Raw genomic sequence first — 21,780 nt, 5'->3', positions numbered from 1 at the left:
CTCGGACCAGCATGGCAGCATACGGGTAGCTACCTGCGGCGCGCGGAAAACACGCGAAGTCGCGGGCACCGATACCGGACGCGCATCACCCCTGCTTCCTCCGGCGTAGCGTCCGCCGGGCCACCCATACCCAGCGGTATGTCTACAGGTGAACGACTGGCGAAAGCTGGTCCACGCCTGTGTCACTTCGGCTACGTTGTCCTCATTTCAGACAGAATCCGCAGTACCGCACGGGAGAGTCAGTCGCATGGCGACCATCGAAAAACTCCGGACGGACCCCGACCTACCTCCGGTAGGCGTGGTCGATCGGACCCCCATGTCGGCGGCGAAGAAGGGCATCTTCCTCGCCGTCGCCGTTCTCGGCGCGATCGCCTGGGCCATAGTCGGCTTCGTCCGCGGCGAGAACGTGAATGCCGTCTGGATCGTGGTGGCGGCCATCTGTTCCTATGTGCTGGCGTTCCAGTTCTACGCCCGGCTCATCGAATGGAAGATCACCAAGCCGCGCGATGACGTCGCCACTCCGGCCGAGGCCATGGAGAACGGCAAGGACTACATGCCGATGGACCGGCGGGTGCTCTTCGGGCACCACTTCGCCGCCATCGCCGGCGCGGGCCCACTGGTCGGCCCGGTGCTCGCGGCGCAGATGGGCTACCTGCCGGGCACCATCTGGATCATCGTCGGCGTGGTGCTGGCGGGCGCGGTCCAGGACTACCTGGTGCTGTGGGCCTCGGTGAAGCGCCGCGGGCGCTCGCTGGGTCAGATGGCCCGCGACGAGCTGGGCGTGGTCGGCGGCATCGCCGCCATCGTGGCCGTGCTGGTGATCATGATGATCCTGCTGGCCGTGCTCGGCATCGTCGTGGTCAATGCCCTCGCCGCCACCAAGGGCGCGGACGGGCAGCTGCACGGCGGCAGCCCGTGGGGTGTGTTCTCCATCAGCATGACCATCCCGATCGCCCTGTTCATGGGCTTGTACCTGCGCTTCCTGCGCCCGGGCAAGGTCGGCGAGGTGTCGATCATCGGCTTCGCGCTGCTGCTGCTGGCCATCATCTCCGGCAACTGGGTGGCCGAATCCGCTTGGGGCCAGGACTGGTTCACGCTCTCGGGCACCACCATCGCGTGGGGCCTGATCATCTACGGCTTCATCGCCTCGGTGCTGCCGGTGTGGCTGCTGCTCGCCCCGCGCGATTACCTGTCGACCTTCATGAAGATCGGCACCATCACGCTGCTGGCCATCGGCGTAGTCGTCACCATGCCGGTGCTCAAGGCCCCGGCGGTGTCGGAGTTCGCGAGCAACAGCAAGGGCCCGTCCTTCGCGGGCAGCCTGTTCCCGTTCCTGTTCATCACCATCGCGTGTGGCGCGCTCTCGGGTTTCCACGCGCTGGTCTCCTCGGGCACCACCCCGAAGCTGCTGGAGAAGCAGTCGCAGGCGCGCATGATCGGCTACGGCGGCATGCTCATGGAGTCCTTCGTGGCGGTCATGGCGATGATCACCGCGAGCATCATCGACCAGCACCTGTACTTCGCCATGAACGCGGGCGCGGGCCTGACCGGCGGCACCGCCGACAAGGCCGCCACCTATGTGAACAGCCTTGGGCTGAACGGTGATCCGATCACCGCCGCCCAGCTGAACCAGACCGCGTCCGAGATCGGCGAGAAGTCGATCGTGTCCCGCACCGGCGGCGCGCCCACCCTCGCGGTCGGCATGTCCGAGGTCATGCACAAGTTCATCGGCGGCACCAGCATGAAGGCGTTCTGGTACCACTTCGCCATCATGTTCGAGGCGCTGTTCATCCTCACCACCATCGACGCGGGCACCCGGGTCGCGCGGTTCATGCTCTCGGACTCCATCGGCAACCTGCCCGGGGCCAAGAAGTTCAAGGATCCGTCGTGGTGGCCGGGTGTGTTCGTCTGCTCCGGCATCGTGGTGCTGGCCTGGGGTTCGGTGCTGCTGATGGGCGTGACCGATCCGCTGGGCGGCATCTACACGCTGTATCCGCTGTTCGGCATCTCCAACCAGTTGCTCGCGGCGGTGGCGTTGACCGTGGTGCTGGTGATCGTGGTGAAGAAGGGCCTGCTGAAATGGGCTTGGATTCCGGCGATTCCGCTGCTGTGGGATCTCATCGTGACCATGACCGCGTCCTGGCAGAAGATCTTCTCCGGGGACAAGAACATCGGTTACTGGACCCAGCACCACAACTACAGTGTGGCGCGCGACGCCGGGAAGATCCTGGCCCCGGCCAAGACCATGGACGATATGGACAAGGTGGTGCGCAATACCTTCATCCAGGGCACGCTCTCGATCGTGTTCGCGGTGCTGGTGCTGATCGTGGCCGTGGTCGGCGCGCTGGTCGTGCTGAAGGCCATCCGCAACGGCGGCGGTGAGACCACCGAGACGGCGGAGGAGCCGTCGAAGATCTTCGGTCCCAGCGGCTTCATCGCCACCCCGGCGGAGAAACAAGTCCAGCGGGAATGGGATGCGCTGATCGCCGAAGGCAAGGTCAGAGCACCCGGCGCGGCTGTGCATTGACCGCCGCGACGGTAGATTGACAGTCATGAGTGACACGACCGCCCCGCCCTCCGCAGCTTCACCGCGGGCGGCGGGGCGTGCCGTTGTCCGGGCGCTCAAAGCCGTTGTCTGGTGGTTCAACTCGATTCTGGGCGGCAACGACTATCAACGTTATGTGCAGCATCAGCGGCTGCATCACCCCGGCTGCGAGATCCCCTCCGAACGCCAGTACTGGCGTGACCGGCACGAGGCAGCCACCAAGAATCCCGCCAATCGCTGCTGTTGAGGGTTTTCGGCTTGTGATGGCTGTTTTCCGCTAGCACCGGTGCAGCCGGGCTGACATTGTGGAATCCGTGAGTGCGAACTATCTGGATTTCGAGCGTTGCTACCGCGCCGTGGCAACCCGGGATGCCCGGTTCGACGGGCAATTCGTGACCGCGGTGCGCACGACCGGAATCTATTGCCGCCCTTCGTGTCCGGCCATCACGCCCAAACGGACCAATGTCGCCTTCCTGCCGACGGCCGCGGCCGCCCAGCAGTCCGGATTCCGGGCCTGCCGGCGCTGCCTGCCCGACGCGGCCCCCGGCTCCCCACTCTGGAACACCCGCGCCGATCTGGCCTCCCGGGCCATGCGCTTGATCGCCGACGGGGTCATCGAACGCGGCGGGGTGCCCGCGCTGGCCGACGCGCTCGGCTACTCCCAGCGGCAGCTCACCCGGGTGCTCACCGGTGAACTCGGGGCGGGGCCGTTGGCGCTGGCGCGGGCGCACCGGGCGCACACCGCGCGATTGCTGATTCAGACCACCCGGCTACCGATGTCGGATATCGCCTTCGCGGCGGGGTTCGCCAGTATCCGGCAGTTCAACGACACCGTGCGGGAAGTGTTCGCGGTCAGCCCGACCACCCTGCGGGAGGAATCGCGGCGGCGCAACGGGGATACGCTGCCGACCGGCAACGGGCTGCTGACCCTGCGACTTCCCTACCGGGAGCCCCTCGACCGATCGTGGCTGGAATGGTTCCTGGCCGCGCACACCGTCCCCGGATTGGAGACCTTCGAGGACGGGCGGTACACGCGCAGTCTGCGAACCCCGCACGGGCACACCACCATTCGGCTATCGGTCCAGCCGGGGCACGTGCGCGCCTCGCTGGCGCTACAGGACATGCGCGATCTCGCGCCCACCGTGGCGCGGCTGCGGCATTTCCTGGATCTCGACGCGGACCCCGTCGGCATCGACGAGGCGCTGGCGGCGGGCCTGGGCGGAGCGGTATCGCGGGCCGGGCGCATCGCCGATCCCGCCGACGGCGCATCCGGTCCGGAACCACTCACCCCCGCCCTCGTCCGGCCCGGCGCGCGACCCGGGCACGGTCTGGTGCTGCCCGCCGGCATCCGGGTGCCCGGCAGCCTCGACGGTCCGGAACTGCTGCTGCGCACCATGATCGGACAGCAGATCTCGGTGGCGGCGGCCAACACCCACACCGCACGCCTCGTGCAGCAACTCGGCGAATCCATTCCGGGCCCGATCCCGCACCTGTTCCCCACCGCCGCCGCGATCGCCGAGCACGGGGCCGAGGTGCTGACCGGGCCCTCCCGGCGGATCGAGGCGATCGTCGGCGCGGCCCGGGCCCTGGCCGATGGCGAGCTGGTGCTGCACTCCGCCCGCACCCCCGCGGAATTGCGTCGCGACCTGCTCGCCCTGGACGGCGTGGGACCGTGGACCGCCGACTACGTGACCATGCGGCTGCTCGCGGACCCCGACATCCTGCTGCACACCGATCTGATCGTGCGGCGCGGCGCCGCCCTGCTCGGCATCGACCTCACCGATACGGCGCGCTGGTCCCCCTGGCGCTCGTATCTGTCCATGCACATGTGGAAGCACGCACTGGCCAATCCCGCACCCGCCCCCGACGGCGCGAACGGCGCCCGGAAAGCGAGAACCACCCCCTGATGAGCCTCGAAACCCGCACCCCCACCGCAGATTTCGCCATCGCCGACACCCCCATCGGACCGTTCACGGCGCTGGTCGACGCGGACGGCGCGGTGCTCGCCGCCGGCTGGACCGCCGATACCGAGCACCTGCGCGGTCTCATCCATCCGACGCTGCGCCCGGCCGTACTGCGGCAACGGGATTCGCTCGGCGCGGTCTCGAAAGCGGTGCGCGACTACCACTCCGGTGAACTGACCGCCATCGACGGCATCACCGTGCGGCAGGTGTCCGGGCCCTTCCTGGTGCACGCCTGGGAAGTGCTGCGCAAGATCCCGGCGGGCGCCCCCGTCACCTATACCGCGTACGCCGGCCTCGCGGGCCGCCCCGCCGCCACCCGCGCCGCCGCGAACGCCTGTGCCCGCAATGCCGCCGCCCTGTTCGTCCCCTGCCATCGGGTGCTGCGCACCGACGGCACCCTGGGCGGCTTCCGCTGGGGATTGCCCGCCAAGCGGTGGCTGCTCGAGCACGAAGCCGACTGATCAGTCTTTTTAGTCAGCCGCCGCGCGTACCCTCGAATTCATGTGCCGCAATATCAAAACCCTGCACAATTTCGAGCCCCCCGCCACCCCCGACGAGGTACACGCCGCGGCCGTCCAATACGTCCGCAAGATCAGCGGGTCCACCAAGCCCTCGCACGCCAATCAAGAGGCGTTCGACCTGGCGGTGGCCGAGATAACCGCGGCCACCACCAAGCTGCTGAACTCCCTCACCACCACCGCTCCCCCCAAGGATCGTGAAGTGGAGGCCGCCAAGGCGCGCGCCCGGTCCGAACTGCGTTTCACCCCCCGCTGACCCTTAGTTGAGGGTCAGCACCCAGGAACCGTTGCAGCCCTTGCTGTTGTTGCGGTCCCACTCGTAGTTCCAGCTGTCGGCGACGTCCACATTGGTGTGCGTCTTCCAGTAGCCCCCCGGCGTGGTCACGACCTTGTCGTGGTTGGTGAGCACCGAGACCTCGTCCGGTTCGAAGGTCCAGACACCCTTGCGGGCTGGGTACTCCAGGGTGACCTCGACGGTCCGGCCCGAGTAGTTCTGCACGACCAGGCACGCGCCCGGGTAGGTCTCGGCGTGCGCGGGCGCAGCCGCGACCACGGCGCCGATGGAGATCGCGGCGGTGGCCGCGGTGGTGAGTACGCCGGTGATGACTTTCCGCATTGCTTGTCCTTGAGGGTTTCGATCTCGTCTTGCTGTTGTCAAGGACGGTATGCCCCGCCCCCTGTGATCTTCTTATAAAAATCTTGTGAAGGCCAAAGGGAGCTCTCAGGTGCCGGATCGCGCTAGGCGACAGTGGTTTCGAGACGGGAGCCGGTGCGGCCGCGAATGACGTGCAGGCGGCTGGGGATGCGCTGGCGCATTTCGTCCACATGGCTGACGACGCCGACCACCCGGCCGCCGGAGCGGAGTTCGTCCAGGACGCCCATGACGGCGTCGAGGGTGTCGGCGTCGAGGCTGCCGAAGCCCTCGTCGATGAAGAGGGTGTCGAGGACCAGGCCACCGGATTCGGCGGCCACCACGTCGGCCAGGCCGAGGGCCATGGCCAGCGAGGCCATGAAAGTCTCACCGCCGGAAAGGGTTTTGGCGGGGCGGATGGCGCCGGTGTAGTCGTCGCGGATATCGAGGCCGAGGCCGCCGCGGCGGCCGCGCGGGCCGGCGGCGTCGGTGTGGACGAATTCGTAACGGCCGCCGGACATTCGGCGCAGGCGGACGGAACCGGCGAGCGCTACCTCTTCCAGGCGGGCGGCCAGCACATAGGAGCGCAGGGACATGCGGCGGTTGTTCTCGCCGCGGCCCGCCACCACATCGGCGAGGGTGGCGAGCTCGTCGTACGCACGCTGGATGGGGGCGATGCGGTCGACGGCGGCCCACAGCTGGGAGCAGAGGTCTTCCAGTTGTTCGACGCGGCGGATGGCTTCGGCATTGGCGGCGACGGCCGCGTTCAAGGCCGATTCCGCCTGTGCGACAGCGGCTTCCAGTTGTCCGAGATCGCCCGGGACCGCATCGGCGGCGGCCCGGAGTTCGGGTTCCGCGAGGACGGCCTCCGCGTGGGCGCGGGCGTTCTCGGCCGCCAGCAGTTCGGCTTCGATATCGGACTGCTGACGTTCGGTCCGGGATGCCGCGTCCACGGCGCGGCCGTACACGGCCAGCGCGCTGTAGTCGGGCCCGGTCTCGCCCATGACCGGCGGCGCGGATTCCACCAAGCCCGCCTCGTACGAGAGCTTTTCGACGCGCACCGCCAGCGCGGCCACCTGCTCCCGGGCGCTCGACGCCTCGATACGCGCCTGGCGTACGGCGGTAGCGTCGGCGACCAGGGCCTCCAGGCGTGCGCGGCGGCGATCCACCGTGCCGTCCGAACCGGCCGCGGCGCGCAGGCGTTCGGTGAGTTCGGCCAGGCGGCGATCGGTCGTCAGCACCCGTTCCAGGGTCGCGCTGCCCTGGCTTTCGCAGTCGCGCAGCTCCGCCTGCAATTTCGTCTCGTCGGCCCGCAGTCGATTCAGTTCCGCGGTGAGCTCCGAGACGAGGGCCGCCATCCGCTTGGCTTCGTGGTAGCGCGCACTCGAATCAGCCAGCGCCGCAGCCAATTCCGCCTTGTCGACGCCGCCGCCGCGCTCGGTGAGCACCTCGATGGCCCGCTCCAGCTCCACCACCAACTGCCCGGCCCGCTCCCGCTTGACCTCCGCGGCTCGCTCCGCTGCCTGCGCGGCCTCCTCGGCTTCCTTCGAAACGGCGTGCTCGGTCGCCCGGGCCGGGTTCGGATGCTCCCCTGACCCGCACACCGTGCACGGCTCCCCGTCGACCAGCACGCCCGCCAGCTCGGCCGCCATCCCCGCCAGGCGCTGCTCCCGCAACTCCTGGGTCCGCTCCCGTGCATCCAGATGCGCCGACCGAGCCGCCTCGAACGCACTCTTGGCCTGGTCCAGCTCCCCCTGCCGCTGCTCCGATTCCACCGCCGCCCGCGCGGCCACCTTCAACCGCTCGACCTCGGCCTCCAACCCGGCCAGTCCCGCCGCCGCATCCGCGGCCCCACGCAACCGAACCTCCACCCCCGCAACAGCTCCCGGCAACTCCTCCTGCCGACGAGCCAACTTCGCCGCCCGGGCGGCAATGTCCTCCTGCGCGCTACGCAACTGCGCCAGCTCGCGTGTCAGCCGAGTCGCCGATTCCGCATCGGCCCGCACCTCGTCCAAGGCCCCGATATGCGCACTCCACCGCTGCACGGCGGCTTCCAGCCCGCGCCCACCGCCCGGCGAACTCCCCTGGCCGCCGATAGCTCCGCCCCCGGACGTTCCGTCGGGGTCCCACCCGCTCGCGGTGTCGGTGAAAGCGGCCGGCGCTTCGAGGTAGGTGAGGTCTTCCGCCAGGTCGGTTCCGGCGAGTTCGATTGCGGCGAGATCTTTCGCGGCCCGGTCTGTTCCGGGAAGTTCGGCGGTCGGGGGCTGGAGCAGGCGGTCGGCGAGTTGTTCGGCGGCGCGGGTGGCCTCGGTTTCGCGGCGGCGCAGGGTGGTGGCGGCGGCACGGGCTTCGGCGAGGGCGGAGGCTACGGGTTCGGCGCGGCGGGCGCGGTCGAGTTCGAGTTGGCGGGCGGCGCGGTGGTCGGCGGTGGCGGTGTAGGTGTCGAGTTGGGCGCGGGCAGCGGTGAGGCGGCGGTGGCGTTCGTGCAGGGCGCGCTGGGCTTCGGCCTCGGCGCGCACGGCCGTCGAATGTTGTTGGCGCCGGGCGAGTTCGAGAGCCGTCTCGTCCTGGGCGGTGCGGGCGGTAGCGAGCAGGCGCTGCGACCAGTCGACGGATTCGAGGGGGCCCGCGGTTTCGGTGGCGGGCAGGCCGGCGGCCACACCAACCTGGGCGATGAGGCGGTCGATGCTCTGTTTGCGGGTGTCGAGATCGGCGGCGGCCGCGCGGCGCTTGTCGATGAGCCACTGCTCGGCGGTGGCGAAACGTTCGGTGTCGAAGAGCTTTTCGAGGAGCTTCTCGCGTTCCTCGTTGTCGGCGCGCAGGAAGCGCGCGAAATCGCCCTGCGGCAGCAGCACCACCTGGAAGAACTGGTCGGCGCTCATGCCGAGCAGGCGCAGCACCTCGTCGCCGATATCGGGGATCCGGGACAGGTTCTGCCCGCGCCCGTCCAGCCATTCCAAAGTGGCGGAAGCGTTCTCCTTCACCCACCCGGATTTGGCGCGCTTGCTCGGCCGCTGGAATTCCGGGGTGCGATTCAACCGCAACCGGCGACCGCCGATCGTGGCCTCCAGAATCACCCGCGGCGGCGTCTGCTCATCGGCATGATCGGAGTGCAGCCGCTTACTCTCCCCGCGCGCCCCCGGCACACTCCCGTACAACGCGAACGCGATCGCATCGAGCACCGTCGTCTTACCCGCCCCGGTCTGCCCGTGCAGCAGAAACAGCCCGTCGGCCCCCAGCTCATCGAAATCCACCACGGTCGGCTCCGCGAACGGGCCGAAAGCGGTCAACTCCAAACGATGCAGGCGCACCCGCCGCCCCCTTCCCGTTCCGCCACACACCATCCAACAACCCGCCGCCTCCACGCGCCCACCGGACACGCCGACCGCCGGCCACCGCCACCGCTCACGCGGTCATCCCACTCGCGGCCCCACCGGATTCGGGAAAGTCGAACAACCCGGCCACTTCCCCATCCGACCCTTCGGATAGCTCACCCGCACCGGCCACATCGAACAATCCGCCCGAGTCACCCACGGTCTCGGAAGTAGCGCGCACCGAACCGGAGGAAGAGAGGCCCTGCGACTCCGCGCTCACACCCGTTGCGGCCCGCCCGAACTCGGCGGACTGCTCCTGCGCGGACGAATTCCGGCGGGACGTCGCCGCCCCAGAGGATCTCTCGGACGAATCGCCATGGGTTGTCGCCGCCTCGGAGGATCTCTCGGGCGAATGGCCGCGGATTGTCGCCGCCCCCGGGAATCCAGCGGCGGTGCGTTCCGGAGCACGGCCGGTTCCACCACCGACCGCGGATCGCGACTGCGGGGCAGCTTCGCTCTCGGCGGCCGCGGTGGACCGGGTGGCGGAAGATCGGGTGAGGCCGTCCTTTTCGCGGACGGCGGCGGCGAGGGCGCGTTCGACCCAGGTCATCTCGGCGGGGGTGGGCTCGCCGCGGACGTCGGTGAGGAAGCTGTGGGCTACCTCGGTGTCGCGGCGGCCGTGGACGCGTTCGCGGTAGCGGAGTTCCGGATTGCCGTCGGGGCGCATCCATTCCACGTGTACGGCGTGCGGGAAGCGGTCGCGGAGGCGGCGGAGAGCGTCCACGGGGCGTGCCTGGTCGATGAGAGTGGCCGAGACGTAGTCGTTTTCGGCGGCGGCGTGCTCGGGGGCGGTGAGGAGATTTTCGAGGGTGCCGGTGAGCTGGCTGAGGCCGCGTACCACGGGGAGGTCGCGGCGTTCGACCGTGGCGAGGCCGGCGGCGTCGAGATCGACTATCCATACCGCCTTGCGGTGGGAACGCTCGCCGAACGAATAGGGCAGGGGGGAACCGGAATAGCGGACCGACTCCGAGAGGGTCTGCGGGGAATGCAGGTGCCCGAGCGCCACGTAGTCGATACCGTCGAAGGCCGACATGGGGACCGTCTCGACGCCGCCGACGGAGATGGAGCGCTCCGAACCGGTGGCCTCACCGCCCACCACGAAGGCGTGCGCGAGGACCACCGAGCGGGCTCCGGGGCGCGCGGACAGGTCGGCGCGGATCCGGCTCATGGCCGCGTCCAGGATCTCGGCGTGCGAACGCGCCTGCGGCACACCCAGTTCCGCACGCGTGATATCCGGCTCCAGATATGGGATCCCGTAGAAAGCGATCTCACCGTGCCCGTCAGCCAGCATTACGGGCCGCGCCACCTCCGCGATAGTGCAGCGCAGATGCAGCCCGCCCGCCGCCGCGAAACTTCCCAGCGCCCCGAGCCGGGTCGGCGAATCATGGTTGCCGGAGGTGGCGACGATGGTTGCCCCGGCCGCCCGGATCGCCTCGAACCCCCTATTGCACACCGCGATCGCGTCCGCGCCCGGAATCGACCGGTCGTACACATCCCCCGGCAGCACCACCACATCCACCCGCTCCGCCGCCACCAGCTCGGCGATGGCGCGCAGCGAACACTCCTGGTCGGCCAGCAGATCGACACCGTGAAAGGTGCGACCGATATGCCAGTCGGAGGTGTGCAGGATCCGCATGACCCGAGACCGTAGGCGATCCCTCCGACAGGTTTCGCACTACCCACACGGTCTGTCGGAAACACGCCGGTGTATTGCTCCCGGATCGCTGCGGCGCACCACACAATTCGGACCAAAGATGCCGAGCGGTTGCCAGATTCACAAATCTGTCGGTGGAATGCGCCATGATCTGCACTCATGACCGCACCGATGCTGTTTGCACTGTTGCTGGTATTCGCCGCCGGGCTCGGGCTCGGCTGGCTGGGGCATTCCGCGCGCGCGGGTCAGCGCGCGGCGGTGGCCGAAGCCAGGCTGGCGGCTATGCACGACAACGAGCGGTTATTGCGGCAGTCACTCGGCGCGGCGAGCGAAGACGCGGCGCGGCGGCAGTCGTATGCCATCGGAAATCTGGTGGAGCCGTTGCGCGAAGCGGTCGGCACGCTGAATCGGCAGATCCAGGAAGTCGAGCACAATCGGATCAACGCGTATTCCGGTCTGCGCGAACAGGTTGCGGGCATGCAGCGCACCTCGCACCAGTTGTCCACGCAGACGGGGCAATTGGTGGCGGCATTGCGGGCCCCGCAGGTGCGCGGGCGCTGGGGTGAGATCCAGCTGGAGCGGGTGGTGGAGCTGGCGGGCATGGCCAAGCACTGCGATTTCGACACCCAGGTCACCCGGCGCGGCGACACCGTGGTGCGGCCCGACATGGTGGTGAAGCTGGCCGGCGGGCGGCACATCGTGGTCGACGCCAAGGTGCCGTGCGCCGCCTACCTGGACGCCGCCGCCACCGAGGACCCGCGCGAACGCGAAGCGCATCTGGCCCGGCACGCCAAACACCTGCGCAATCACGTGGAGCAATTGGCCGCCAAGGAGTACTGGGCCGCCTTCGATCCGAGCCCGGAGTTCGTGATCCTGTTCGTGCCCGGCGACCCCTTCCTCGATGCCGCCCTCACCACCGACTCCGGCCTGCTCGAGTACGCCTTCGGCCGCAATGTCGTGCTCGCCACCCCGACCACGCTGATGGCGCTGCTGCGCACGGTCGCGCTGGGCTGGCGGCAGGAGGCCATCTCGGCGGATCTGGCGCTGGTGCAGCAACTCGGCCGGGAGCTCTACAACCGGCTCGGCACCACCGGCCGTCATCTGGATCGGCTCGGCGCGCAGCTCGGCAAGGCCGTGGACGCCTTCAACCACACCGTCGCCTCGGTGGAAACACGTGTGATGGTCACCGCCCGCAAGCTGCACGATCTGGAGGTGGCCGACGCCCCCGTACCCGAGCTGCACCGGGTCGAGTCCTGGCCGCGGGCAGTGGGTTTCGCCGACACCGAAGGCTGACCCGGAACCGCTGCCGACCGCCGTGCCGGGTATGCGAGCTATGTGACCGGCAAGCTCCCCAGATGTCACCGACCTCGTGAGATGACTCGATGCTTTAGTGTGCAGATCGTGGCAGTTACCCCAAGCGAGCGAGCAGAGGTGCCCCCGTCGCACCGTTCGATCCTGCCGTCGGTTCCCGGCGTGCCGGCCGGTGCGGCGGTACTGATCGCGGTGACCTGCACGTTCATCGGCTTCTTCCTCGATGCTCGCGGCGGTAGTGACGAGCTGACCGGCACCTTCTCCACGCTGTACGTGATCGGCTGCCTGCTGGCCGTGCTCGTGGTGCGCTTCAAGGGCGTGTTCACCACCATGGTGCTGCCGCCGCTGCTGTTGTTCGTCTCGGTGCCGCTGGCCTACCAGCAGATGCTGGGCAGCACCGGCGGCCTCAAGGACGTACTGCTGAACCTGGCCATCCCGCTGGTGAGCCGCTTCCCCACGATGGCGCTGGCCACCGTGCTGGTGCTCGCGATCGGCGGCGCCCGTATCTATCTGCACCGTCGTGAGCGCGACGGCGAATCCGGTTCGGGGCCCGCCACACCACGCACCCGCACCGCCCGCCCCGGTGGCTCGGCGCGCTCCCAGCGCACCCGCTCCGCCGATGCCAAGGACCCCGCCAGACGACGCTCCCGCGCTGCCGCCGAACCCGACGCCGCCGAGGAAGCCGCCGCCACCGCGCGCCCGTCCCGCCGCCCCGGCAGCCGGGTCGCCGCCAACCCGCCGCGCGTGGGCTCCGGCCAGTCCGGCGACCGGTCCCGGACCAATGGCCGGCAGCCGGGCGACCGCTCGCGCGGGGACCGGAAGGCGGGTGCGGATCGCTCCCGCGCCGACCGCCAGCCGCCCGCCGACCGCAACCCCGGAGCCGATCGCGCCCAAGCCCCCGAAGGCCGCCGCCGCGCCGCCGCGGATCGCAAGCCCCCGGCCGACCGCCAGCCCGGAGCCGATCGCACCCAGGTCCCCGAGGGGCGCCGCCGGGCGAAGCCGCCCGCCGATCGCAATCCGGCCACCGGCGAACCCCGCCGCCGGGCCCAGAACCCGGAGGTGCCCCCGCACCCGCGCCCGAATGTGCGCTACCGCGAACGCGATTCCGGCCGCATCGAACGCTGAGCTGCCACCCACCAACTCCGCGCTATACAACTCGCGCCCCTTACGAAATCGTAAGGGGCGCGCGTGTTTTCGCTATCGGATGCTCAGGCGCGGGCGGCGCGCAGTTCCCGGGGCAGCGAGAAGACCAGGGTCTCGTTGGCGGTGGTGACCGGCTGCACTTCACCGAAACCGTGCTGCGCCAGCAACTCCAGCACCCCCTCCACCAAAATCTCGGGCACCGAAGCCCCGGAGGTGACGCCGATCGTGCGCACCCCGTCCAGCCAAGCCGGATCGACCTCGCGGGCGTAATCGACCAGGTGCGCGGCGCGAGCGCCCGCGGTCAGCGCGACCTCGACCAGCCGCACCGAGTTGGAGGAGTTGCGCGAGCCGACCACGATCACCAGATCGCACTCCGGCGCCATCGCCTTCACCGCGGTCTGCCGGTTGGAGGTGGCGTAGCAGATGTCATCGCTCGGCGGATCCTGGAGATTCGGGAACTTGGCCCGCAGCCGGTGCACGGTCTCCATGGTCTCGTCGACCGAGAGCGTGGTCTGCGACAGCCAGATCACCTTGTTCTCGTCGCGCACCGTGATGGCGTCCACCGCGTCCGGCCCGTCGACCAGCTGCACGTGGTCGGGCGCCTCACCCGCGGTGCCCTCGACCTCCTCGTGCCCCTCGTGACCGATCAGCAGAATGTCGAAGTCGTCGCGCGCGAAACGCTTGGCCTCCTGGTGCACCTTGGTGACCAGCGGGCAGGTGGCGTCGATGGTGTGCAGGTTCCGCTCGGCGGCGGACTCGTGCACCGCCGGGGAGACGCCGTGCGCGGAGAAGACCACGACCGCGCCCTCGGGCACCTCGTCGGTTTCGTCGACGAAGATCACACCCCGGTCCCGCAGCGTCTCCACCACGTGCCGGTTGTGCACGATTTCCTTCCGCACATAGAGAGGCGCCCCATGCTTTTCGAGCGCTTTCTCCACGGTCACCACCGCGCGATCCACACCGGCGCAATAGCCGCGCGGTTCGGCGAGCAGTACGCGCTTCGGGCCGTCGGCGGCACCCGACGGCGACCGGACGATTCCGACGTTCAAAGGGATAGCCGAGGACATGCCCCACAGAATACGTGTGCGGGGTGACGCGCATTCGCGCGGAGGTTGGCTGCAAAATCACATTTCGTGCGTTCTCACCTTTGCATCACACGGCGTTTCGGGCAGGCTATGGGCATGTTCCGACCTCCGTTCCTGGCCCGGGTCGCTGCCGGGGCCGCCGTCTATGCTCTCGAGGAAACTCGCCGGCTACCGACGACCGCAATCAATTTCCCGATCACCGCGATCAGCCAGATGCTGCAAACCACCATGCACTTCCAGCAGTTCGTGACCAGCCTCGCGCTCAAAGGCGATGCCGTTTTCGACCGTTTGGTCAACCAGCCGGAAGAACAGCCCGCCTGGGCCACTTTCGATGAGGACGAGGACGCCGGGCAAACCCCGAGCGTCGCCTCGGAATCGGTACGGCAGAGCCGTTTCGACCTCTTTACGCCCGAGGAATCCGAGACCGAAGAACCGGTTGCGGAGATCACCGAAGCAATTGTGGCCGAGCCCGAACCGGCCGCCGACGAGTCGGCCGCGCAGGAGGCTGCCGAATCCGAGGCCCCCGCAACGGTTTCCATCGCGGTCACCAACGGCCACAATGGCAGCGCGCCGGCGACGCCCGAGGTGGCGGCCCGCTTCAACTACGACGAGATGACCATCGCGCAGCTGCGTGCCCGGCTGCGGCAGCTGTCGGTCGAGGATCTCGCGACGCTGCTGGCATACGAGGTGGGCACGCGTGACCGCGCTCCGTTCGTCACCATGCTGACCAACCGCATCGCGACCGTTCAGGCCAAGTGAGCTGCATCCGGCTGGCGCCGATCGTCCAGGCCACCCCGGCCCGGAGGGTCGGCGCGTGTCGTTTCCGGGCTGCCGTGGGGATGGCAACTCTCACAACTCTCAGGGGCTTCGCCCCCGAGACCTCTCAGGATTCGAGCTAGTGGGCACGGGACGGGGATGGAGTGGGCACCATCCGCGTCCCGTGCGCCGATAGTCGGTGGGCACTGACACAATCGGTGTCGTGACGTCCGCGCAGCCCGAACAGCCCGCACCGCCGGCCAAGGCGAGCAGTACCGCCGAGAATCCGATGCCGGTGCGCACCATCGCCGTCAAGGTGGCGCAGTGGATCGACCGGCTCGGTGCGGTGTGGGTGGAGGGGCAGATCACGCAGATCAATATGCGCCCCGGGACGCGCACCGCTTTTCTCGTTTTGCGCGATACCGCGGCCGATATGTCGCTTTCGGTCACCTGTGATCCGGAGCTGCTGCGTAATTCGGCGGTTCCGCTGCAAGAGGGCAGCCGGGTCGTGGTCTACGGCAAGCTGCAATTCTTCACCGGGCGCGGGACGGTGTCCTTGCGTATCACCGAGATTCGGCCGGTGGGCATCGGCGAACTGCTGGCTCGGATCGAACGTCTCAAGGCGCTGCTGGCGGCCGAGGGGCTGTTCGATCCGCGGCTGAAGCGGCCGATTCCGTTCCTGCCCAATCGCATCGGGCTCATCACCGGCCGCGCCAGTGCCGCCGAGCACGATGTGGTGACGGTGGCGACGCAGCGCTGGCCGGCGGTGCGGTTCGAGATTCGCAATACCGCGGTGCAGGGCGCGACGGCGGTGCCGCAGATCCTGGAGGCGATCGCGGCGCTGGACGCGAATCCCGAGGTGGATGTGATCGTGCTGGCGCGCGGCGGCGGCAGTGTCGAGGACCTGCTGCCGTTCTCCGACGAGACCCTTTGCCGGGCAATCGTTTCCGCCAAGACGCCGATCGTCAGCGCCATCGGACATGAACCGGACAATCCGCTGTCGGACTATGTCGCGGATCTGCGCGCGGCCACTCCCACCGATGCCGCCAAACGAATCGTCCCCGATGCCGCCGCCGAGATGGCTTTGCTGCGTGAGCTACGTGAGCGTTCCGCCGCGGCGCTGCGCGGGTGGGTCGATCGCGAGGCCCGCGCCCTGGCCCAGCTGCGTTCGCGCCCGGTGCTCGCCGACCCGCTGCGGCTGCTGGATCAGCGGCACGACGAGGTGGAGCGCCTGCGCGCTTCCGCTCAGCGCGCCATCGACCATCTGCTCTCGGGTGAGTCGACCAATACCCGGCATCTGCGCGAAAAGCTCACCGCCGTCGGCCCGGCCGCGACGCTGTCCCGCGGTTATGCCGTGGTGCAGCGGGTTTCGGGCAAGGAACGCCATGTCATCCGTTCCATCGAAGACGCCCCGCCCGGCACCCAGCTGCGCATCCGGGTCGCCGACGGCGCGATCTCCGCCGCCGGCCTGGGCTCCCTACCGCTGGGTTCCCGTCCCCCTCGAAAGGATTCGTAGAAACATGACCGACGACGATCGCGCCGAGATCGCCACCCTCGGCTACGAGCGCGCCCGCGACGAGCTGGTCAACGTGGTGAAGATGCTGGAGCAGGGCGGCATGGACCTCGACGATTCCCTCGCGCTCTGGGAACGCGGCGAAGCCCTGGCCGCGCGCTGCGAAGAGCACCTCGCGGGTGCGCGTAAACGCGTGGAAGACGCGCTGTCGCACCGCGATCAGGAGAACTGACCTCCCCCATCAGCCTCGTCATCCCGGCATGCTTTCAGCCGGGATCCATCGCTGGTGTGTGGATTCCGGCTGAGAGCATGCCGGAATGACGAGGGGATTACTTCTTGGGCAGCGGCTGTGCGTTGCCCACGGCGGTCGCCAAAGTCATGAACGACCCCTTGTTGCCCGCACCCTTGATCAGCACGCGCACATCGCCGAAGTCGGTGATCCAGGCGGGCTCGGTATCGGCCTCGCCGTAGACGACCCACTTGCGATCGCCGATCTGTTCGGTGCCGGTGGCGTAGCGGCTGCCGACGATCTGGGCGGCGAGCTTGTCCTCGGTGGCATCGCTCTGGGTGAGCTGCATGTACGCGCCGTGGTTGGTGATGTAGCCGACCGTCGCCAGTTTGCCGCCGCCGGTGACATCGGCGCGCGAACCCGAGTTGGGTGTCCAGTCGCCGGGGACCGCGGGTTCCCGTATGGGAAACGACAGTTCGCGGGCGGCCACCGTCAAGGAATCGTGCACCTTGAATTCGGGGATCTGGCCCTGCTTCGGCCCGCCCGTCTGAAAACTGCACTGGCTGGCGATGCCCGCGATGACCAGGCAGATCAACAGCAGCGGCAGCAACGACCAGATGAGGTCCTTGTAATCGTGCTGGGTGCGGGGCTTCTGGTACGACACGGCCCCCAGTATCCACGGTGGCCGAATGCGACCGAGCACACATCCCGCCTCGAACTGGCGTGTCCCCGGCCGTTTCCGGAGGAAGACGGCGGCTGCCGCGGGTTCGCCCGAGATCAGGCCCGCGACCAGCCGGGAGATCGGTACGAGAGTGCAATACGAGTACTTGCTCGGCGCTCCGAGGCTCAATGCGACAATTTGGGCAGCTTGTAGACAACCAAGGAGGCACCGTAATGACGGCACCCACGCCCGCACCCCGCCGCGAGGCTCCGGATCGCAACCTCGCGCTGGAGCTGGTCCGGGTCACCGAGGCCGGGGCCATGGCCGCGGGCCGCTGGGTCGGCCGCGGCGACAAGGAGGGCGGCGACGGTGCGGCCGTGGACGCGATGCGGCAGCTGGTCGCGACCGTCTCCATGCGCGGCATCGTGGTGATCGGTGAGGGCGAGAAGGACGAAGCGCCCATGCTCTACAACGGTGAGCTGGTCGGCGACGGCACCGGCGCGGAGCTGGACTTCGCGGTGGACCCGATCGACGGCACCACCCTGATGTCGAAGGGTTCGCCGGGCGCCATCTCCGTGCTGGCGGTCGCCGAGCGCGGCGCCATGTTCGATCCGTCGGCCGTGTTCTACATGGAGAAGATCGCCGTCGGTCCCGAGGCCGCCGATGTCATCGATCTGGGCGCGCCGATCGCGGAGAACCTACGCCGCGTGGCCAAGGCCAAGAACTCCTCGGTCTCCGACCTGACCGTCTGCATCCTGGACCGGCCGCGCCACGCCCCGCACATGCAGGAAGTGCGTGAGGCCGGCGCCCGCATCCGCCTCATCTCCGACGGTGACGTGGCCGGTGCCATCGCCTGTGCCCGCCCGGACTCCGGCGTGGACATGCTGATCGGCATCGGCGGCACCCCCGAGGGCATCATCGCCGCGGCGGCGATGCGCTGTATGGGTGGCGCGCTCCAGGGCAAGCTGGCCCCGAAGGACGACGAAGAGAAGCAGAAGGCGATCGACGCCGGCCACGATCTGGATCGCATCCTCTCCACCGAGGACCTGGTCTCCGGTGAGGACGTCTTCTTCTGCGCCACCGGTGTCACCGACGGCGACCTGCTGCGCGGCGTGCGCTACTACGGCGGCGGCGCCTCGACCCAGTCGATCGTCATGCGCGCCAAGTCCGGCACCGTCCGCATGGTCGACGCCTACCACCGCCTGTCCAAGCTGCGCGAGTACTCCTCGGTGGACTTCATCGGCGACGAGCACGCCGCGCCCCCGATGCCCTGAGTCTCGAAAGCGCTTGCCGCCCAGCGGCACCCGTTCGAATAATTCGGCTCGCCGACCGAGGTCGGCGAGCCGAGTGTTTCGGGAACGAAGGCGCGGCGCACCGGCCGGGGGCCGATCCGGCAATCCGGACTATTCCCGGTGCGCCGTGTGCGGTTTCCCTCAGGCGTGGCACCCCCACTCGGTTCGCCCCGGGCATAGGGTCGGATTCATGACCGACGAGACCCAGTACCGCATCGAACACGACACCATGGGCGAGGTCCGCGTTCCCGTCGACGCCCTGTGGCGGGCGCAGACGCAGCGCGCGGTGGAGAACTTCCCGATCAGCGGCCGCGGCCTGGAGCGCGCGCAGATTCGCGCGCTCGGCCTGCTGAAAGCCGCTACCGCCGTGGTGAATCGCGAGCTGGGCCTGCTGGACTCGATCAAGGCGGACGCGATCGTGGCCGCCGCCACCGAGATCGCGGACGGCGAGCACGACGACCAGTTCCCGATCGATGTCTTCCAGACCGGCTCCGGCACCAGTTCGAATATGAACGCCAACGAGGTGATCGCGAGCATCGCGGCTCGCAACGGCGTCACCGTGCACCCGAACGACGACGTGAACATGTCGCAGTCCTCCAATGACACCTTCCCCACCGCAACGCATCTCGCGGCCACCGAGGCCGTGGTCAAGGATCTGGTGCCGGCGCTGGAGCACTTGCGGCTGGCGCTGCTGGACAAGTCCCAGGAGTGGCGGTACGTGGTGAAGTCCGGCCGCACCCATCTGATGGACGCGGTGCCGATCACGCTCGGCCAGGAGTTCGGCGGGTACACGCGGCAGGTGAGCGCGGGCATCGAACGATTGCTGGCGACCCTGCCGCGCGTGGGTGAGCTCGCCATCGGCGGCACCGCGGTCGGCACCGGCCTGAACGCGCCCGCCGGCTTCGGCGCGAAAGTCGTTGCGGAGCTGGCGAAGTCGACGGGCTTGGATGCCCTCTCCGAGGCCCAGGATCACTTCGAGGCGCAGGCCGCGCGCGATGCCCTGGTCGAATTGTCCGGTGCGCTGCGCACGGTCGCCATCAGTCTCACCAAGATTGCCAACGATATTCGCTGGATGGGTTCCGGCCCGCTCACCGGTCTCGGCGAAATCCAGCTGCCCGATTTGCAGCCCGGTTCCTCGATTATGCCGGGCAAGGTGAATCCCGTTCTCCCGGAAGCCGTTACCCAAGTGGCCGCGCAGGTCATCGGAAATGACGCGGCAATCGCATGGGGCGGCGGCAACGGCCATTTCGAATTGAATGTGTATATCCCCGTGATGGCCCGGAATGTACTCGAGTCGATTCGCCTGCTGTCCAATGTTTCCCGATTGTTCGCCGACCGCTGCGTCGTGGGCCTGGTCGCGAACGAGGAGCATTTGCGCCAGCTCGCCGAATCCTCCCCGTCGATTGTCACCCCGTTGAATTCCGCGATCGGCTACGAGGAGGCCGCCGCGGTCGCCAAGGAGGCCCTGAAGGAGCGCAAGACCATCCGTCAGACGGTCATCGACCGAGGTCTGATCGGTGCGAACCTGTCCGAGGAGGAGCTCGACCGCCGCCTGGACGTGCTCTCCATGAGCAAGGTCGACGACAAGAAATAACCTCCCCAGGTCAGGAAAGCATTTTCTTTTTTCGTACGCAGATGTGAAACACGTCACGCGTCGCTTTCGATTAGCTGAGTGTCCGCAAGTTGCGGATGCTCCACGAAAGGAAAGAACAATGCTCACTGGACTCGCAGCCTTTTTGGTCTTCCTCGGCGCAGCAGGTGTCATCGCCGCCCTGGCCACACTGGGCATCATCGTTTGAATAACGCGGTCGGTGGGTATGGCGGTATGAACTGCCATACCCACGCCCGCGTTCAACGCCCCTCGATGATTTCCGGGTAATTCTTCAGATCGATATCGTTCGCGGCGTCGTCGCCGTATTTCAACATCAGGTTGAAACCGCGCGAACCGAGGAACCAGTTGCGGAACTTCACCCCCAGCTTGCTCTTGGGCGCGAGGAACGGGCCGGGCTGTGCGCCCTTGGCCTTCTTGGTGTAGCGCTTCATGATCGCCTCGTAGTTCGCGAAGGCCACCTCGTAATCGCCTCCGGCAGCGGCCAATTCACCGGCCAGCACATACGCACCGACCACCGCCAGACCGGTGCCGAAGCCCGCGAGGGTGTGCCCGTAGGCCGAATCCCCGAGCAGCGCGACGCGCCCCTTGACGAAGGTCTTCATGCTGACCTTGCTGATCGAGTCGAGGTAGAAGCCGCCGAGTTGCGGCAGCGCGGCGAGCATCTCCGGAACCCGGCCGCCCATGCCGGCGAACACCCGCGCCACGATTTCCCGCTGCTCATCGAAATCGTCCCGGGAGTAATCGATCTCCTTCGACGCGAACATGTACAGCTGGGCCGCCTTGGAGCCGCCGTCGACCGCGAGCCGCCCGGGTGTGTGCCAAGCCAGCGCCCGCGCCCGATCCGGCTCCCCCGCGATGTCGTTCAGCCAGTGCGACTGCCCGGCGATGCAGTAGTAGTAGCCCTCGTGGGCGACGTAGTCCCGCTCCGGGCCGAAGGTCAGCTTGCGGACCCGCGAGTGGATGCCGTCGCAGCCGAAGACCAGGTCGAAGGTGCGGGCGGGTGCGTGCTCGAATTCGGCGTGCACGCCGTCGGCGGTTTCGGTGAGGGCGGTGATGGTGTCGCCGAAGAGGTATTCGCAGTGCTCGGCGGTGCGCTTGTACATCACCTCGGCCAGGTCGCCCCGCAGGATCTCGATATCGCCGCCGGTGAAGTCGCCCGAGATGAACGCCCGTTCCCGGCCGGCCTCGTCGACCAGCACCATGTCGGTCTTGCCGGTCTGCCGGGCCAGCAGCTCCTCCAGGATGCCCATGCGCTCGATGACGGTCCGGTGCGTCTGCCCCTTGAAGTCGATGGCCTGCCCGCCTTCTCGCAGTTCGGGCGCTTTCTCCACGACGGTGACATCGAAGCCGTAGCGGTGCAGCCAGTAGGCGAGGGCGGGTCCGGCGACGCTGGCTCCGGAGATGAGAACGGTGGTGTTGCGCATGGCGTGCTCCCTGATCAAGAAACTGTGTCCGTCGGACGCTGTTGATAATTAGCGTACGATAGACGCAA

Annotated in this window: 17 protein-coding genes and 1 pseudogene; 12 read left to right on the top strand and 6 right to left on the bottom strand. The window is 68.4% G+C overall.

Going from position 1 to position 21,780, the window contains the following annotated elements; translation table 11 throughout:
• The first annotated feature begins 247 nt into the window (after window positions 1-247).
• The 5 genes from NI1_RS09580 (at window position 248) to NI1_RS09560 (ending at window position 5,283) form a co-directional block, all read left to right on the top strand.
• On the top strand, window positions 248-2,527 hold the full coding sequence (locus NI1_RS09580; protein ID WP_067817001.1) for a carbon starvation CstA family protein: 2,280 nt from the start codon (window positions 248-250) through the stop codon (window positions 2,525-2,527).
• Between the two features lie 25 nt (window positions 2,528-2,552).
• Entirely contained in the window at window positions 2,553-2,792 is a 240-nt protein-coding gene (locus NI1_RS09575) for a YbdD/YjiX family protein (protein WP_067816998.1), read from the top strand.
• Between the two features lie 67 nt (window positions 2,793-2,859).
• The gene (locus tag NI1_RS09570) at window positions 2,860-4,452 is read left to right on the top strand and encodes a DNA-3-methyladenine glycosylase 2 family protein (RefSeq protein ID WP_084522975.1); all 1,593 of its coding nucleotides are present in this window, start codon (window positions 2,860-2,862) and stop codon (window positions 4,450-4,452) included.
• The gene (locus tag NI1_RS09565; RefSeq protein ID WP_067816993.1) at window positions 4,452-4,970 is read left to right on the top strand and encodes a methylated-DNA--[protein]-cysteine S-methyltransferase; all 519 of its coding nucleotides are present in this window, start codon (window positions 4,452-4,454) and stop codon (window positions 4,968-4,970) included. Before NI1_RS09570 ends, NI1_RS09565 begins: the two co-directional genes overlap by 1 nt.
• A 40-nt stretch (window positions 4,971-5,010) precedes the next feature.
• Complete coding sequence (locus NI1_RS09560) at window positions 5,011-5,283, top strand: DUF2277 domain-containing protein (RefSeq protein ID WP_067816991.1); 273 nt, start codon at window positions 5,011-5,013, stop codon at window positions 5,281-5,283.
• Window positions 5,284-5,286: 3 nt separating this feature from the next.
• Here NI1_RS09560 and NI1_RS09555 read toward each other — a convergent pair whose 3' ends face one another.
• The 3 genes and pseudogenes from NI1_RS09555 to NI1_RS09545 form a co-directional block, all read right to left on the bottom strand.
• Window positions 5,287-5,643 carry a hypothetical protein gene (locus NI1_RS09555; RefSeq protein ID WP_067816988.1) on the bottom strand — a complete coding sequence of 119 codons (357 nt, stop codon included), beginning with the start codon at window positions 5,641-5,643 and terminating at the stop codon, window positions 5,287-5,289.
• 122 nt (window positions 5,644-5,765) lie between these two features.
• Entirely contained in the window at window positions 5,766-8,969 is a 3,204-nt protein-coding gene (locus NI1_RS09550) for an AAA family ATPase (protein ID WP_067816986.1), read from the bottom strand.
• Between the two features lie 580 nt (window positions 8,970-9,549).
• Window positions 9,550-10,668 (bottom strand): annotated as a pseudogene (locus tag NI1_RS09545) (exonuclease SbcCD subunit D); the annotation flags it as partial.
• Window positions 10,669-10,845: 177 nt separating this feature from the next.
• Between NI1_RS09545 and NI1_RS09540 the strand changes: the two are divergent.
• Window positions 10,846-11,979 carry a DNA recombination protein RmuC gene (locus NI1_RS09540; RefSeq protein WP_067816984.1) on the top strand — a complete coding sequence of 378 codons (1,134 nt, stop codon included), beginning with the start codon at window positions 10,846-10,848 and terminating at the stop codon, window positions 11,977-11,979.
• 108 nt (window positions 11,980-12,087) lie between these two features.
• Window positions 12,088-13,122, top strand: a complete 1,035-nt coding sequence (locus NI1_RS38640) for a DUF6542 domain-containing protein (protein ID WP_174564467.1) — start codon at window positions 12,088-12,090, stop codon at window positions 13,120-13,122.
• An 83-nt stretch (window positions 13,123-13,205) separates the two neighbouring features.
• Here NI1_RS38640 and NI1_RS09530 read toward each other — a convergent pair whose 3' ends face one another.
• A complete protein-coding gene (locus NI1_RS09530; RefSeq protein ID WP_067816979.1) occupies window positions 13,206-14,207 on the bottom strand; it encodes a 4-hydroxy-3-methylbut-2-enyl diphosphate reductase in 1,002 nt (333 codons plus the stop codon).
• A 114-nt stretch (window positions 14,208-14,321) separates the two neighbouring features.
• Here NI1_RS09530 and NI1_RS09525 point away from each other — a divergent pair, with 114 nt between their 5' ends.
• From NI1_RS09525 to NI1_RS09515, 3 genes are all read left to right on the top strand, one after another.
• The gene (locus tag NI1_RS09525; protein ID WP_067818059.1) at window positions 14,322-14,984 is read left to right on the top strand and encodes a lipid droplet-associated protein; all 663 of its coding nucleotides are present in this window, start codon (window positions 14,322-14,324) and stop codon (window positions 14,982-14,984) included.
• 220 nt (window positions 14,985-15,204) lie between these two features.
• Window positions 15,205-16,497, top strand: coding sequence for an exodeoxyribonuclease VII large subunit (gene xseA / locus NI1_RS09520; RefSeq protein WP_067816976.1), 1,293 nt, complete (start codon window positions 15,205-15,207; stop codon window positions 16,495-16,497).
• A 4-nt stretch (window positions 16,498-16,501) separates the two neighbouring features.
• Window positions 16,502-16,726 carry an exodeoxyribonuclease VII small subunit gene (locus NI1_RS09515; protein ID WP_067816973.1) on the top strand — a complete coding sequence of 75 codons (225 nt, stop codon included), beginning with the start codon at window positions 16,502-16,504 and terminating at the stop codon, window positions 16,724-16,726.
• Window positions 16,727-16,823: 97 nt separating this feature from the next.
• Here the strand turns inward: NI1_RS09515 and NI1_RS09510 are convergent, their stop codons facing one another.
• Window positions 16,824-17,387, bottom strand: a complete 564-nt coding sequence (locus NI1_RS09510; protein WP_067816970.1) for a DUF4245 domain-containing protein — start codon at window positions 17,385-17,387, stop codon at window positions 16,824-16,826.
• Window positions 17,388-17,617: 230 nt separating this feature from the next.
• Between NI1_RS09510 and glpX the strand changes: the two genes are divergently transcribed.
• The gene (gene glpX, locus NI1_RS09505; RefSeq protein ID WP_067816967.1) at window positions 17,618-18,658 is read left to right on the top strand and encodes a class II fructose-bisphosphatase; all 1,041 of its coding nucleotides are present in this window, start codon (window positions 17,618-17,620) and stop codon (window positions 18,656-18,658) included.
• A 208-nt stretch (window positions 18,659-18,866) separates the two neighbouring features.
• Window positions 18,867-20,270 (top strand): class II fumarate hydratase, encoded by a 1,404-nt coding sequence (locus NI1_RS09500; RefSeq protein WP_067816964.1) that lies wholly within the window; start codon window positions 18,867-18,869, stop codon window positions 20,268-20,270.
• 257 nt (window positions 20,271-20,527) lie between these two features.
• Here the strand turns inward: NI1_RS09500 and NI1_RS09495 are convergent, their stop codons facing one another.
• A complete protein-coding gene (locus NI1_RS09495; RefSeq protein ID WP_067816962.1) occupies window positions 20,528-21,712 on the bottom strand; it encodes an FAD-dependent monooxygenase in 1,185 nt (394 codons plus the stop codon).
• Window positions 21,713-21,780 lie beyond the last annotated feature (68 nt).

It is taken from the genome of Nocardia inohanensis NBRC 100128, assembly GCF_001612945.1.
Lineage (GTDB): Bacteria > Actinomycetota > Actinomycetes > Mycobacteriales > Mycobacteriaceae > Nocardia > Nocardia inohanensis.
The sequence above is the reverse complement of the archived record's forward strand: the minus strand, read 5'-3'. Positions and strand labels throughout refer to the sequence as shown.